At 55.7% G+C, this 14,343-nt stretch carries 15 protein-coding genes; 6 read left to right on the top strand and 9 right to left on the bottom strand.

Annotated features, from left to right (window positions below):
* Positions 1 to 77: 77 nt before the first annotated feature.
* Positions 78 to 296 carry a hypothetical protein gene (locus tag B9Z48_RS21345; RefSeq protein WP_146186235.1) on the bottom strand — a complete coding sequence of 73 codons (219 nt, stop codon included), beginning with the start codon at positions 294 to 296 and terminating at the stop codon, positions 78 to 80.
* 299 nt (positions 297 to 595) lie between these two features.
* Here B9Z48_RS21345 and B9Z48_RS05120 point away from each other — a divergent pair, with 299 nt between their 5' ends.
* Positions 596 to 1,015, top strand: a complete 420-nt coding sequence (locus tag B9Z48_RS05120; protein ID WP_089955213.1) for an NfeD family protein — start codon at positions 596 to 598, stop codon at positions 1,013 to 1,015.
* 36 nt (positions 1,016 to 1,051) lie between these two features.
* On the top strand, positions 1,052 to 1,969 hold the full coding sequence (locus B9Z48_RS05115) for an SPFH domain-containing protein (RefSeq protein ID WP_089953906.1): 918 nt from the start codon (positions 1,052 to 1,054) through the stop codon (positions 1,967 to 1,969).
* Positions 1,970 to 2,074: 105 nt separating this feature from the next.
* Here the strand turns inward: B9Z48_RS05115 and phbB are convergent, their stop codons facing one another.
* The 3 genes from phbB to B9Z48_RS05100 all read right to left on the bottom strand — a co-directional run bounded on the left by phbB (position 2,075) and on the right by B9Z48_RS05100 (position 5,854).
* Positions 2,075 to 2,812 carry an acetoacetyl-CoA reductase gene (gene phbB / locus B9Z48_RS05110; protein ID WP_089953908.1) on the bottom strand — a complete coding sequence of 246 codons (738 nt, stop codon included), beginning with the start codon at positions 2,810 to 2,812 and terminating at the stop codon, positions 2,075 to 2,077.
* A 117-nt stretch (positions 2,813 to 2,929) separates the two neighbouring features.
* The gene (locus B9Z48_RS05105; RefSeq protein WP_089953910.1) at positions 2,930 to 4,111 is read right to left on the bottom strand and encodes an acetyl-CoA C-acetyltransferase; all 1,182 of its coding nucleotides are present in this window, start codon (positions 4,109 to 4,111) and stop codon (positions 2,930 to 2,932) included.
* Positions 4,112 to 4,135: 24 nt separating this feature from the next.
* Complete coding sequence (locus B9Z48_RS05100) at positions 4,136 to 5,854, bottom strand: alpha/beta hydrolase (protein WP_089953913.1); 1,719 nt, start codon at positions 5,852 to 5,854, stop codon at positions 4,136 to 4,138.
* Positions 5,855 to 5,945: 91 nt separating this feature from the next.
* On the opposite strand from B9Z48_RS05100, the gene B9Z48_RS05095 reads away from it, so the two are divergent.
* Positions 5,946 to 6,251 (top strand): hypothetical protein, encoded by a 306-nt coding sequence (locus tag B9Z48_RS05095; RefSeq protein ID WP_089955218.1) that lies wholly within the window; start codon positions 5,946 to 5,948, stop codon positions 6,249 to 6,251.
* On the opposite strand, the gene pgeF is transcribed toward B9Z48_RS05095, so the two are convergent.
* Positions 6,165 to 6,884, bottom strand: a complete 720-nt coding sequence (pgeF, locus tag B9Z48_RS05090; protein ID WP_233261025.1) for a peptidoglycan editing factor PgeF — start codon at positions 6,882 to 6,884, stop codon at positions 6,165 to 6,167. The two genes, B9Z48_RS05095 and pgeF, sit on opposite strands and share 87 nt — an antisense overlap.
* Positions 6,885 to 7,005: 121 nt before the next feature.
* Here pgeF and aat point away from each other — a divergent pair, with 121 nt between their 5' ends.
* The 3 genes from aat to B9Z48_RS05075 are packed head-to-tail and all read left to right on the top strand — an operon-like array spanning position 7,006 to position 9,339.
* Positions 7,006 to 7,773, top strand: coding sequence for a leucyl/phenylalanyl-tRNA--protein transferase (gene aat, locus B9Z48_RS05085; protein WP_108377366.1), 768 nt, complete (start codon positions 7,006 to 7,008; stop codon positions 7,771 to 7,773).
* Positions 7,770 to 8,507, top strand: coding sequence for an arginyltransferase (locus tag B9Z48_RS05080; protein ID WP_108377365.1), 738 nt, complete (start codon positions 7,770 to 7,772; stop codon positions 8,505 to 8,507). Before aat ends, B9Z48_RS05080 begins: the two co-directional genes overlap by 4 nt.
* 52 nt (positions 8,508 to 8,559) lie before the next feature.
* The gene (locus tag B9Z48_RS05075; protein WP_089953922.1) at positions 8,560 to 9,339 is read left to right on the top strand and encodes an IclR family transcriptional regulator; all 780 of its coding nucleotides are present in this window, start codon (positions 8,560 to 8,562) and stop codon (positions 9,337 to 9,339) included.
* Positions 9,340 to 9,379: 40 nt separating this feature from the next.
* On the opposite strand, the gene B9Z48_RS05070 is transcribed toward B9Z48_RS05075, so the two are convergent.
* The 4 genes from B9Z48_RS05070 to ilvC all read right to left on the bottom strand — a co-directional run bounded on the left by B9Z48_RS05070 (position 9,380) and on the right by ilvC (position 14,317).
* Positions 9,380 to 10,501 carry a serine hydrolase gene (locus tag B9Z48_RS05070; RefSeq protein ID WP_233261024.1) on the bottom strand — a complete coding sequence of 374 codons (1,122 nt, stop codon included), beginning with the start codon at positions 10,499 to 10,501 and terminating at the stop codon, positions 9,380 to 9,382.
* A gap of 125 nt (positions 10,502 to 10,626) precedes the next feature.
* Complete coding sequence (locus B9Z48_RS05065; RefSeq protein WP_089953925.1) at positions 10,627 to 12,165, bottom strand: 2-isopropylmalate synthase; 1,539 nt, start codon at positions 12,163 to 12,165, stop codon at positions 10,627 to 10,629.
* A gap of 198 nt (positions 12,166 to 12,363) precedes the next feature.
* Complete coding sequence (pssA, locus tag B9Z48_RS05060; protein ID WP_089953928.1) at positions 12,364 to 13,185, bottom strand: CDP-diacylglycerol--serine O-phosphatidyltransferase; 822 nt, start codon at positions 13,183 to 13,185, stop codon at positions 12,364 to 12,366.
* 115 nt (positions 13,186 to 13,300) lie between these two features.
* The gene (gene ilvC / locus B9Z48_RS05055) at positions 13,301 to 14,317 is read right to left on the bottom strand and encodes a ketol-acid reductoisomerase (protein ID WP_108377364.1); all 1,017 of its coding nucleotides are present in this window, start codon (positions 14,315 to 14,317) and stop codon (positions 13,301 to 13,303) included.
* Positions 14,318 to 14,343: the final 26 nt, after the last annotated feature.

Below are 14,343 nucleotides of genomic sequence, written 5' to 3'. Positions count from 1 at the left end.
CATGCACTCCGACTGCATAGTTTCCAAGACTTGTGCAAAGCACGCCCAAACGGCATCGCGTACTGCACCAGGGATCATCACGCTGTTGATGGCCACCAACTTTCGACGTAAAAGATGAATGACGCCACGCCGGATGAAAAATACATGTCTTGTGCTGCGTTGCAGGCAATCTGCACGTGTTCCACCAAGCCACCTTCAGCACCTGCGACCAACATTTCATCTTTCTTTGACGTTAATTCAAATCCAATAAAAATAACAAAAGAAAAATAATCCCCACGAAATTCACTGAAAAACATGTGCCAAAGCATATCTGAGGCATTGGGATCAGCTGGGTCAACAACTGTTTACATGATCAATTAGCCATCAGCCACGCCCACAGATACACGATGATTGCATTCCAGCTTAACAACGCAATTGATCATCAATTAGACACGGAACCCCTAGAGTCCTCACCAATCATGGTTAAGGTTGTCCTTTGAATTTGGGGGCTGATTATCCTTGGCTTGTGACGGACTTGCCCCAGGCGATGGGTGGTCGGCGTATAAAGACAGAAGTTCAAGCCCGACAATACGCGGATGAAGCTGAAGGAGGCGAAATGAGCAATGCAACGATGTGGTGGGTGCTGACCGGCGTGCTGGTGGCGCTGGAGTTGGTAACGGGCACCTTTTACCTGCTGATGCTGGGTCTCGGGTCTGTGGCCGCTGCGCTGGTCGCATTGGCTGGTTATGGCCTGAGCACCCAACTGGTGGCAGCGGCCATCGTCGGCGGCTTGGGGGCTGTGCTGCTGGGCCAATGGCGCATGCGCCAAACCACCACGCCACAAGAAGCCCAAGACCAACACTTGGACTTGGGTGCCACGGTGCAGGTCGATGCTTGGGACGCGCAAGGCACCGCACAAGTCAAACACCGGGGCGCGGCCTGGACCGCGGTGCTGGCCCCGGGCCAGACCGCCACGGCTGGCATTCACCGCATTCAGGCCATGGCGGGCAACCGCCTGGTCCTCGAGAAAATCTGAGCACACCGCTCACTACACCGAAAAGGGAGAAAAACCATGGAAGTCGCTGCCATCCTCGTGATCATCGCGGTCCTGTTCATCATCAAGACCGTCAAGGTCGTGCCGCAACAAGAGGCCTGGGTGGTCGAAAGGCTGGGCAAATTCCACGCCAGTCTGGCCCCGGGCCTGAACTTTGTGGTGCCCTTTGTGGACAACGTGATCCAGAAACACAGCCTGAAAGAAATCCCCCTGGACGTGCCCAGCCAGATCTGCATCACGCGAGACAACACGCAGCTGCAGGTCGACGGCATTTTGTACTTTCAAGTCACCGACCCCAAACTGGCCAGTTACGGCTCGTCCAACTACATCGTGGCCGTGACCCAGCTGGCACAAACCAGCCTGCGCAGCGTGATCGGCAAATTGGAGCTCGACAAGACTTTTGAAGAGCGCGACATCATCAACGCACAGGTGGTGGCTGCCATCGACGAAGCGGCGCTCAACTGGGGCGTGAAGGTGTTGCGTTACGAGATCAAGGACCTGACACCGCCCAAAGAAATTTTGCTGGCCATGCAGTCACAAATCACCGCCGAGCGCGAAAAGCGCGCGCTGATCGCCGCATCCGAAGGCCGCCGTCAGGAGCAGATCAACATCGCGACGGGCGAGCGCGAGGCCTTCATTGCCCGCTCAGAAGGCGAAAAACAAGCCGCCATCAACAAAGCCCAAGGCGATGCCGCCGCCATCACCGAAATGGCCAATGCCACGGCTCAGGCGATTGAGCGAATTGCCACCGCCATCCGCCAGCCCGGAGGCGAACAAGCCGTGCAGCTCAAGGTGGCCGAGCAAGCGGTGCAGGCCTACGCCAAGGTGGCGCAAGACGCCAAGACCACGCTGATCGTGCCGGGCAACATGAGCGAAGTGTCGGGCCTGATCGCCTCGGCCATGCAAATGGTGAGCACGAGCAAACAAGCGGATTAAAGCCGACCGGCATACGCAAAAAACCCGCCGAGGCGGGTTTTTTAGTAGGCACTGCTGGCTTGAATGGTCCAGCTTGGCGTTGCCAAACTGTGCCAGAAACAAGCATCAACCCATGTGCAAACCGCCGTTGACGGCGAAGTCAGCACCGGTGGTGTAGCCACCATCTTCGCTGGCCATCCATGCGATGATGGAGGCGATTTCGCTGGGCTTGCCCAAGCGCTTGACGGGCACGGTGGCAACGATTTTTTCCAGCACATCAGGGCGAATGGCGTTGACCATGTCGGTGCCGATGTAGCCTGGTGACACGGTATTGACCGTGACGCCTTTGGTGGCCAGCTCTTGGGCCAAGGCCATCGAAAAACCGTGCATACCGGCTTTGGCAGCCGAGTAGTTGGTCTGACCGGCCTGACCTTTTTCGCCGTTGACCGAGCTGATGTTGATGATGCGGCCCCAGCCTTTTTCGACCATGTCGGCGACCACTTGCTTGGTCACGTTGAACATGGAGTCCAAGTTGGTGTTCATCACGGCTTGCCAGTCTTCACGCGTCATCTTCAGGAACATGCGGTCCTTGGTGATACCGGCGTTGTTGACCAAGACGTCGATCGGTCCGTGCTCGGCTTTGGCCTTGGAGAAGGCTTCCACGGTAGAGTCCCAGTCACCCACGTTGCCCACCGAGGCGTAAAAGGTGAAGCCCAAGGCTTTTTGCTCGTCCAGCCATTTGGTGAAGTCGCGCGTAGGGCCGCAACCGGCGATGACTTTGAAGCCTTCTTGGTGAAGGCGCTGGCAAATCGCGGTACCGATGCCGCCCATGCCACCTGTGACGTACGCTACTTTTTGACTCATGATTGTCTCCTTGTTATGAGTGAAGTGAAATGAAGTGAAGGCACTCACATCCTTTGGAAGGGCTGCCCTTATACAGCTGGGCAGTGTGCCAATCCAAGGCGGCGGCGTGCCTGGTTTTTAAACGCGTTCGATGGCCAGCGACACGCCCATGCCGCCGCCGATGCACAGCGCGGCCAAACCTTTTTGGGCCTGGGTGCGCTGCATTTCGTGCAACAAAGTCACCAAGATGCGACAACCGGATGCGCCGATGGGGTGACCGATGGCGATCGCACCGCCATTGACGTTGACCTTGGCCGGATCGATGTCCAAGGCCTGGTTCACGGCACAAGCTTGTGCGGCAAAGGCTTCGTTGAGTTCGAACAGGTCAACGTCTTGTGCTTTCCAGCCGGCGCGGGCCAGCGCTTTTTGCGACGCAGGCACAGGGCCCATGCCCATGGTGGCCGGGTCCAGACCGCTGGTGCCAAAAGCGGCAATGCGAGCCAGGGGCTTGAGGCCCAAGGCGGCGGCCTTCTTGGCCGACATGACCATCACGGCGGCCGCGCCGTCATTGATGCCCGAGGCGTTGCCTGCGGTCACGCTGCCGGTCTTGTCAAAGGCAGGGCGCAAGCCAGCCAACACTTCCACCGTGGTTTTCTTGTTGATGAACTCGTCGGTGTTGAACACCAGCGCGTCACCTTTGCGCTGTGGAATCAGCACGTCGACGATTTCGTCCTTGAACTTGCCCGCGTCTTGTGCGGCTGCGGCCTTGCGTTGGCTGCCTGCAGCCAGGGCGTCTTGCATGTCACGGGTGATGCCGTGGGCCTTGGCCACGTTTTCGGCGGTGATGCCCATGTGGTACTGGTTGTACACGTCCCACAAGCCGTCCACGATCATGGTGTCGGTCATCTTCCAATCGCCCATGCGCTGGCCGTCGCGGCTGCCGTTCAACACGTGCGGGCTGGCGCTCATGTTTTCCTGACCACCGGCGATGACGATCTCGCTGTCGCCCCAGGCCACGGCCTGCGCGGCCAGCATCACGGCCTTCAGGCCCGAGCCGCACACGGCGTTGATGGTCAGCGCCGGTGTTTCCTTGGCCACACCGGCTTTCATCATGGCTTGGCGGGCGGGGTTTTGGCCCACGCCTGCGGCCAGCACCTGGCCCATGATGACTTCACCGATGGCGTCCACCGGCAAGCCGCTGCGCTCGAGCAGGCTCTTGATGACGATGCTGCCCAGCTCAGTGGCGGGCGTTTTGGCGAGCGAGCCGCCAAATTTGCCCACGGCGGTGCGGGCTGCTGCAACGATGACGATGTCTTCCATTTTTGTCTCCAATAAAAAAACGAATCAGGCCTTGGCCTTCACATAGCGACCGGGGGCCGCCTCGATGGCTTTGAATTGGCTGGCTTTGCCGTAGGCTTTGGGCGCGGCAATTTGCTTGCCGGCATGGCCTTTGAGCCAGTCTGACCAATCGGTCCACCAGCTGCCGGGCACCTCTTGGGCGCTGGCGATCCAGTCGTTCACATCGGCTGGGAATTTCGTGCCTTCACTCAACCAGTGACTGCGCTTTTTGGCCGCTGGCGGGTTGATCACGCCCGCAATGTGGCCCGAAGCCCCCATCACAAAACGCTTCTTGCCCGGCAACACTTGTGTGCTGGCATAAGCCCCACCAATCGGCACGATGTGGTCTTCGCGAGAACCGTAGATGTAGACAGGCAGATCGACCTTGCCCAGATCGATGGCCTCGCCACACACGGTGACTTTGCCAGGTTGAACCAGCTTGTTTTCGAGGTAAGTGTTGCGCAAATACCAGGCGTAAAACGGGCCAGGCAAATTGGTGGAATCGCTGTTCCAGTACAAGAGGTCAAAAGGCGGCGGTGTCTCACCCTTGAGGTAGTTGCCCACCACATAGTTCCAGACCAGGTCATTCGGGCGCAAAAAGCTGAAAGTGGATGCCAGATCCTGGCCTTTGAGCAAGCCGCCTTGGCCCATTTGCTGCTCGCGGAACTTGACGAAGTTCTCGTCAATGAACACGTCCAGAATGCCGGTGTCGGTGAAGTTGATCAGCGTGGTGAGGAAGGTGGCGCTGGCCACCGGCTTTTCTCCTCGAGCGGCCAACACGGCCAAAGCGGTCGACAAGATGGTGCCTCCCACGCAAAAGCCCAAAGCATTGATTTTGGGCGCACCGGTGATGGCCTGCACCGTGTGGATGGCCTCGATGGCGGCGTGCTCGATGTAGTCGTCCCAGGTCTTTTGCGCCATGGACTCGTCAGGGTTGCGCCAGCTCACCACAAAAGTGCGGTGGCCTTGGCTCACAGCGTAGCGAATCAGCGAATTTTCGGGCTGGAGATCGAGGATGTAGAACTTGTTGATGCAAGGGGGCACCAGCAAAAACGGCTTGTCGTAGACCTTGGCGGTGAGCGGCTTGTATTCGATGAGCTGGAAAAATTCGTTTTCAAAAACGACAGCACCTTCGGTCGTGGCCACGTTCTTGCCCACTTCAAACAGGCTCTCGTCGGTCATCGAGACATGGCCCTGCTGCATGTCGTGCATCAAATTCTGGATGCCCTTGGCGATGCTTTCGCCTTTTGTCTCGATCGCTTTCTTTTGGGCTTCGGCATTAAAGGCCAAAAAGTTGCTTGGGGACGAAGCGGCCACCCACTGCTCAATGGCAAAGCGGATGCGGGTGCGTGTTTTGGCATCGGCGTCCACCGCATCGGCCAAGCCCATCAGGGTGCGGGCATTGAGCAGGTAAGTGGCCGCATTGAACGCTGCCACAGGGTTGGAGGTCCAGGCATCACCCGAAAAACGCCGGTCTTTGACTTGCAAACTGTTGCTCAGGCTTTGATTCCACAAATCTGAGGCGTCTTTGAAATACTGCCCCTGAAGGGCCTGAATCTTTTCCGGAGAGAATTTGAGTGCAGGCGTGTCAGCTTCGGGGACCGGCTTCAAACCTCCCAAGTCGATGGTCTGGAAATGCTGCATGGCCTGACCCCAACTTTGAGACAGTTTTTGCTGAAAATCCTGGTTCATCTGGGCCCAGTCGTTTGGCTTGGATGCACTCATGTTGTCTCCTGATTCAATCGTTTTTTTGAAATGGCTTGAGTACAGTATCTTTCAGTTTGTTGTCACCCAAATTACAAGGCACAAAAAATTTATGTATTTGATCGTTATTGCATGGTTCTATGTCACATTGCTGATGGCTTTGGTCGAGGCTTTTAGTACACAGGGAACTGTTTTGGGTGCCATCATCACCTTCTTGCTGTATGGCTTGTTGCCCATATCGTTGGTGATTTACCTGTTTGGGACCCCACTTCGAAGAAAAGAACGGCTCAAGGCCGAGCAAAACAGGCTGGAGGCCGAATCAAAAATCAACTCATCGGTCCAGCCAGATGCAAGCGGCCATGCGCCCACTTTGGCCGAGGACGCGGCTGTCGCGCCGGTGAGAAAAGAACCGGTCTGAATTGGTGAAGGTGCACCAAGAAGGATGACCATCATTGCCAAAAATTTGTCCAACCCCCAACTGATGCAATCGCTGTCGGGCTAAACCTGCCAAATCGGCCAAGTACTTCCCATTTGGCAAAGGTAAAAAGAATGCGTCATTCTTGGTCGACCCTTCTTGAAATGCAGACCGAACCTCTTGCCCCACCTCAAATGCATTCGGGCCAATGCATGGCCCCAGCCAAGCCATCAGCTCGCCATGGTGGCCATGCACGGGCAACTCGGACAACAGCGACTCCAGCACACCTTGGCCATTGACGCCCGCCAAACCACGCCAACCGGCGTGCGCAGCCGCCACCCATTGACCCGAGGCATCACACAAGAGCACAGGCAAGCAATCGGCCACCATGATGGTGCAAGCCAGCTGGTGGTCAGCGGTCCAACAAGCATCCGCTTGCGGCAGATGGACCCCATTTGTCGGCAGCGCCTCTACTTGTGTGCCATGAACTTGGTCCATGAACACGGGGGTTTTCTTGATCTGGTTGGCGAGAAGGTCACGGTTGGCCTGAACCTGCTCGTGAGAGTCCCCCACATGCCCCCCCAGATTCATGCTTCGCCAAGGCCCACTTGAAACGCCACCTTGACGCGTCGTCATGATGGCGCAAACTCCCAACGGGGCAGGCCACTCGGGTTGAATCCAGTCTGAATCAAAAGCATGCATCACAAAATCATAGCGGCTGACGCCGTGCGCATGCCATTTATTGTGTAATGACTGCATGTTGATCGAACCCTCATCGCCCACCCTGCCCTGGGTTCAGCCTGGGGAGCCACTGCCTTGCGCCTCGCTGACCTGGGGGCCTTCATCGCCTGCTCCTGGCCTTTTGGCTGCCAGCAGCGATCTGAATGCTGAACGCCTGATCGAAAGTTATTCCAACGGGATTTTTCCATGGTTCAGTGAAGGGCAGCCTGTGTTGTGGTGGAGCCCCGATCCCCGCATGGTGCTTCAGACCCATCAATTTCGCTTTCACCGCTCCTTGCGTCAACGGCTCAAACAACACCTGAAATCACCCCGTTTTGAATTGTGTTTTGACCGAGACTTTGCAGGGGTGATCCACCACTGCTCCAGCGCCGTTCGCCCGGGCCAAAAAGGCACCTGGATCTTGCCCTCCATGGTGAGTGCCTACACAGAACTCCACCAACTGGGCTTGGCACACAGCGCAGAGGTTTGGCTTGATGGAACGCTGGTGGCAGGGTTGTATTTTGTGGCGCTGGGCCAAGCCGTATTTGGCGAGTCCATGTTCACCCGCATTGACGATGGCTCCAAAATGGCTTTGGCCCTTTTGGTCAGCGTCGCCTTGGAGCACGGTGTTTTGGCCATTGATTGCCAGCAAAACACCCGTCACCTGGCCTCTTTGGGCGCACACGAAATGTCGCGAGACACCTTCATGACAGGCGTCAGGCAAGCGATGGACCGACCCGGCATTGACTGGGCACAGCAAACTTTATACTGGCACGCGTTGACGGCATTGGACAACCCTAAGTGACCCATCTGAAAGACCTCCCGCTTCAGGCTCTGCAGTTTTATGCCACGGCATCCTATGCTTGCAGTTACCTGCCCGATCGGTCAGCACGTTCACAGGTGGCAACGCCCAGCCATTTGATTCACAACGAGGTTTATTCAGACCTTGTGCAACAAGGCTTTCGGCGCAGCGGATTGTTTACCTACCGTCCTTATTGCGATGGTTGCCAAGCTTGCCAACCCCTGCGTGTGAATGTGCTCACTTTCCAACCAGACCGCAGTCAGCGACGCGCCCTCAAAGCCCACCAGCATTTGAAAGTGCGGGTGCTGGACTTGCATTTTGATGCCGAGCATTACGCCCTGTACTTGCGCTACCAAAATTCGCGTCACATGGGCGGTGGCATGGACCAGGACAGCGTGGATCAATACACCCAGTTCTTGCTTCAAAGTCGCGTCAATTCAAGAATCATCGAGTTTCGCGAACCCGCACCAGAAGGCACTCTGGGCCCTCTGAAAATGATCAGCATTGTCGATGTCCTCAACAATGGCCTCTCCGCCGTTTACACCTTCTACGAACCAGATGACAAAGCGAGCTACGGCACGTATGGCGTTCTTTGGCAAATCCAGCAAGCTGTCGACTTGGGTCTTTCTTATGTTTACTTAGGCTACTGGATCGAAAAAAGTCCCAAAATGAGTTACAAAGCCCGTTTCAAACCGGGCGAATTGCGAGTCCATGGTGAATGGCTGCCCATGCCTTAAAGACTCCCCTTCGATTTCACAGTGTAAAATTCAATCACATCTGCTGTACTCGATGAAAAAAGATCCCACCATTGCCGCTTCGCCCACCATCCAAGTCATCGAACGCATGTTCACCTTGATGGATGTTCTTGCATCCCGAGAAGAGGCGATTTCCCTGAAAGAAATCAGTCAAAAAACTGGACTTCATCCCTCGACCGCGCACCGCATCCTGAACGATTTGGCCACGGGACGTTTTGTTGACCGCCCCGAAGCAGGAAGCTACCGCTTGGGTATGCGTCTGCTGGAATTGGGCAACATGGTCAAAGGTCGGCTCAATGTGAGAGATGCCGCATTGGCACCCATGCGCGAACTGCACAAACTGATTCAGCAACCTGTCAATTTGAGCATGCGACAGGGCGACGAGATTGTTTACATCGAACGCGCCTACAGCGAACGCTCGGGCATGCAAGTTGTTCGTGCCATTGGTGGGCGGGCGCCTTTGCACCTGACCTCTGTGGGCAAACTTTTTCTGGCAGCCGATGACCCTTTGCGGGTTCGCTCTTACGCCACACGTACAGGTTTAGCGGGCCAAACCCGCAACAGCATCACCCAATTGCAGGTTCTGGAAAGAGAATTGACACGCGTCAAACAGTCTGGCTTTGCCCGCGACAACGAAGAGTTGGAGTTGGGTGTGCGCTGCATTGCTGCGGGCATTCATGATGACCAAGGTAAATTGCTGGCCGGTTTGTCCATCTCTGCGCCAGCAGACCGCATCGATGACAGCTGGTTGACGAAACTGCAAGAAACAGCACGGGAAATCTCCAGCACACTGGGGCACCACGCAGAAGGTTAAACGCCCCGAGTCAGGGCATTGACAAGCCCCTGACGGCTCATCAACCGGGACGGTCCTGCTGCAAGTGTTGACTGGACTGCCAAGTAGACTTGTTTTCGACCCATTTGCGCACACGTTCAGCATCTCCAATGCGACTGAGTTTGCCAGCAGAGTCCAAAAACACCATGATCAACTTGCGCCCTGCCACCTGCGCTTGCATGACCAAGCACTGACCGGCTTCAGAGATATAGCCTGTTTTTTGCAAACCAATGTCCCATTGAGGATTTTTGACCAAGCGATTGGTGTTGTTGTATTGCAAGGTGCGGTTACCCACGGCTACCTCACGTCCGTGCGAAGTCGACAGATCACGCAAAACAGGCTCTTTGTAAGCCGCGGCAACCAAGACCGCCAAATCGCTGGCGCTTGACTGGTTGCGACTGGAAAGACCTGTAGGCTCCACGTAACGGGTATCGGTCATGCCCAAGCTCAGCGCTCGGCTGTTCATACGGGCCACAAACTCACTCAAACCACCCGGAAAAGTCCGACCCAAAGCGTTGGCTGCCCTGTTCTCACTGGACATCAGAGCCAAATGCAGCATTTCACCGCGACTCAATTCAGTACCAACCGCCAAACGCGAGGAGCTTCCTTTTTCTGTGTCCACATCAGCTTGCGTGATGGTGAGCCGCTCAGACATCGGCAGGTTCGCTTCAGAGATGATCAAACCTGTCATCAGCTTGGTCAATGAAGCAATGGGTAAAACGGCATGGTCGTTTTTTCGGTAAAGCACCTCGTGGGTGTCTTGATCCACCACCAAGGCCACACTGGAATTCAAATCCAAGGCATCGGCTGTGGAACGCAAACCTGCCATCTGACCAAAAGATGCCTTGACAGGAACTGCGGCCTGGGCCGACACAAAGCCCCTTTTTACACCGCCAGCAGATCGTCCTTTGGCGCTTTGTACAGAACGACCCTTGCCGTTTTGCGCGGAGCGACGTTGCACTGACTTTTGGGCATGGTTGTTTGACTTTTTACCTTTGGCTGAAGACGCCGTGGAGTTGGACTGTGCATAAACCAAATTGCTGGGGCCGACCCAGCCAATCATCAAACCTGCCACCAAAGCCAGAGAGGAAGCACGCCAGGATGCCAAAGAAAAGGAATTCAAAGAAGCAAATTTCAGCTGCATTTCAGGTCAGGCCATGGTTTATTTTGGGATCAGGTAATAACAGTGTACTCAAATAAAAAAGTCACGCAAGAACAGCAACTTACGTGACCTTCATAAAGTTTAAAATTACCTATTTAGAAGTCATTTTAACCTTGAGCTGCAACCCGATCTGCGGTGCTTTGCAATTTATTCAGCGCACTCAGATAAGCCTTGGCTGAAGCCACAACGATGTCTGGATCCGAGCCGACACCGTTGACCACACGGCCAGAATTTTGCAATCGAACCGTCACTTCGCCTTGACTTTCAGTGGAGCCGCTGATCGCATTGACTGAATACAACACCATTTCAGCACCACTCTGAACGTGCGACTCAATGGCTTTGAGAGACGCATCGACGGGCCCATTGCCATCCGATGAACTGCGAACCTCTTTGCCATTCACTGTGAACACCACTGCCGCATGTGGACGCTCGCCCGTCTCACTGTGCTGAGACATGGAGACAAATCCGAACTGCTCTTTTTCAGTGGTCACACTTTCATCGCTGACCAAGGCCAGAATGTCTTCGTCAAAAATCTCGCTCTTGCGGTCGGCCAATTCCTTGAACTTGGAAAAAGCGTTGTTGATTTCAGTCTCACTGTCCAAAGTGACACCGAGGTCTTGCAAACGCTGTTTGAACGCGTTGCGACCGCTGAGCTTGCCCAGCACGATCTTGTTGGTGGTCCAGCCCACGTCCTCGGCACGCATGATTTCGTAGGTGTCGCGCGCCTTGAGCACGCCATCCTGGTGAATGCCCGAGGCATGGGCAAAGGCATTGGCTCCCACCACGGCCTTGTTGGGCTGCACCACAAAACCGGTGGTCTGACTGACCATGCGGCTGGCAGCCACGATGTGGCTGGTGTCAATGCCGATGTCGAGGCCAAAATAGTCTCGCCGTGTCTTAACGGCCATGACCACTTCTTCGAGTGAGCAATTGCCCGCACGCTCGCCCAAGCCGTTGATGGTGCACTCAACCTGGCGTGCGCCACCAATCTTCACACCCGCCAAGGAGTTGGCCACGGCCATGCCCAAGTCGTTGTGGCAATGCACGGACCAAATCGCTTTGTCCGAGTTGGGAATGCGCTCGCGCAAGGTGCGGATGAACTCGCCGTACAACTCGGGCACGGCATAACCCACGGTGTCAGGCACGTTGATGGTGGTGGCACCTTCTGAGATCACGGCTTCCAAAATGCGGCACAAAAAGTCCATGTCGCTGCGGTAGCCGTCCTCGGGGCTAAACTCGACATCACCCACCAAATTGCGAGCAAAGCGAACCGACTGCTTGGCCTGCTCAAACACCTGGTCGGGTGTCATGCGCAGCTTCTTTTCCATGTGCAGGGGCGACGTGGCAATGAAGGTGTGAATGCGGCCGCTGTTGGCACCTTTGAGCGCCTCGGCCGCACGCGCGATATCGCGGTCGTTGGCACGCGACAGGGAACAAATGGTGGAATCCTTGATCGCGTCAGCAATCGCTTTGACCGCCTCAAAATCACCATTGGAGCTGGCGGCAAAACCGGCTTCGATCACATCCACGCGCAAACGCTCGAGCTGGCGGGCAATGCGCAGTTTCTCGTCGCGGGTCATGGAGGCTCCTGGTGATTGCTCACCATCACGCAAGGTGGTGTCGAAAATAATCAGTTTGTCAGTCATGTTCACTCCTGGTCAAAAACCCGCAAGTCCAAGCAAAAAATGCAAAAGGCCCGATGCGGATGGCATACGGGCCTTTTGGGACAATGTTTGCGTGCGCTACACATCCCGCCCGTGGGGCGCTAGCAGTAGTGCAAACAAAGAAAAGTTCATGCGATTACTTTAGCACAATTCACAGCATCCACTGTCCTGCAGCGGACATCATTGATGCAAGCCACGCTCATCGGGGTCATCGGTGGAGGTGCTGATCATGCTGGTGGGCTGACCTTTGGCTTTGCGCCAGATGTAGATCACATAGCCACTCAAACCATACAGCACAAAGATGCCAAATAAAACGGTAGGCGGGTCAATGTTCACCGCCGCAATGCCCAAAGCCACCAACACCAAAGTGGCAAAAGGCACGCTCTTTTTCATGTGCATGTCCTTGAAACTGTAAAACGGCACATTGGTCACCATGGTCAAACCCGCAAACAGGCAGACCGCAAACATGCCCCACGCCACGGTTTTAGCGGGTACGGCGTTTTCAAACATGATCCAGACAAAGCCCATGACCAAAGCCGCCGCAGCAGGCGAAGGCAATCCCTGAAAATACCGCTTGTCGACCACCCCCGTGTTCACATTGAAGCGTGCCAAGCGCAACGCTGCACAGGCGCAATACACAAACGCGGCAATCCAGCCCCAACGCCCCAACTCCTGGAGGGTCCAAACATAGGCGATCAAGGCAGGCGCAGCACCAAACGACACCATGTCGGACAGCGAATCCATTTGCTCGCCAAAGGCACTTTGGGTGTTGGTCATTCGGGCCACGCGGCCATCCAAGCTGTCGAGCACCATGGCACTGAAGATGCCCACCGTGGCCAAGTCAAAACGACCATTGATCGCCATGACAATGGCATAAAAACCTGCGAACAGGGCCGCCAAAGTGATCATGTTGGGCAACATGTAAATGCCCTTAGACGGTTTGCGCACAGGCACAACCACCTCGGTGCCTTCGGCACTGTCGTTGTCGTTGAATTTGCTCATCGGTTTTTCCTCTTGCGTTGATTCGGAGCCATCGCTTGTCAGCCAAGTTTAAGGCAGTCCACGCGCCCAAGAAAAAGGCCACCGAAGTGGCCTTTTTCGATATCGCACAAGACAATCAGTTGCGTGTCTTGTCAACCAGCTTGTTCTTTGCAATCCAAGGCATCATGGCGCGCAATTGTGCGCCCACAACTTCGATGGAGTGCTCGGAAGTCAGGCGACGGCGGGCCGTCATGCTGGGGTAGTTGGTCTTGCCTTCCAAGATGAACATCTTGGCGTATTCACCTGTCTGGATGCGCTTCAAGGCATTGCGCATGGCGACGCGCGACTCTTCGTTGATGACTTCAGGACCTGTCACGTACTCGCCGTACTCGGCGTTGTTCGAGATCGAGTAATTCATGTTGCCGATGCCGCCTTCGTAGATCAAGTCCACGATCAGCTTCAACTCGTGCAAGCACTCGAAGTAAGCCATCTCAGGGGCGTAACCGGCTTCCACCAGGGTCTCGTAACCCATCTTGATCAGCTCAACCGCGCCACCGCACAGAACAGCCTGCTCACCGAACAAGTCGGTTTCGGTCTCTTCTTTGAAGTTGGTTTCGATGATGCCGGCCTTGCCGCCACCGTTGGCCATGGCATAGCTCAGGGCCAAAGCGCGGGCCTTGCCGCTCTTGTCCTGGTGAATCGCCACCAAGTGGGGCACGCCGCCGCCTTGGGTGTAGGTGTTGCGCACGGTGTGGCCTGGGGCCTTAGGGGCAACCATCCACACATCGAGGTCATCACGGGGAACGACTTGGTTGTAGTGCACGTTGAAACCGTGGGCAAAAGCCAACGAAGCGCCTTGTTTGATGTGAGGTGCCACGTTGTTGTTGTAGACCTCGGCGATCATTTCGTCGGGCAACAAGATCATGACCACGTCAGCGGCTTTGACCGCATCATTGACTTCCATCACAGTCAAACCGGCTTTGCCGACTTTATCCCACGATGCGCCGCCTTTGCGCAGACCGACAACCACTTTGACGCCGCTGTCGTTCAGGTTCTGAGCATGGGCGTGGCCTTGCGAGCCGTAACCAAGAATGGCAACGGTCTTGCCCTTGATGACGCTCAGATCACAATCTTTGTCGTAAAAAACTTTCACAGGGTTCTCCTTAGGAATAAACAGGT

The sequence above is a fragment of the Limnohabitans sp. WS1 genome (assembly GCF_003063265.1).
Lineage (GTDB): Bacteria > Pseudomonadota > Gammaproteobacteria > Burkholderiales > Burkholderiaceae_C > Limnohabitans_A.
Note: the sequence above shows the minus strand (reverse complement) of the source record. Positions and strands in the feature narration are given on the sequence as shown.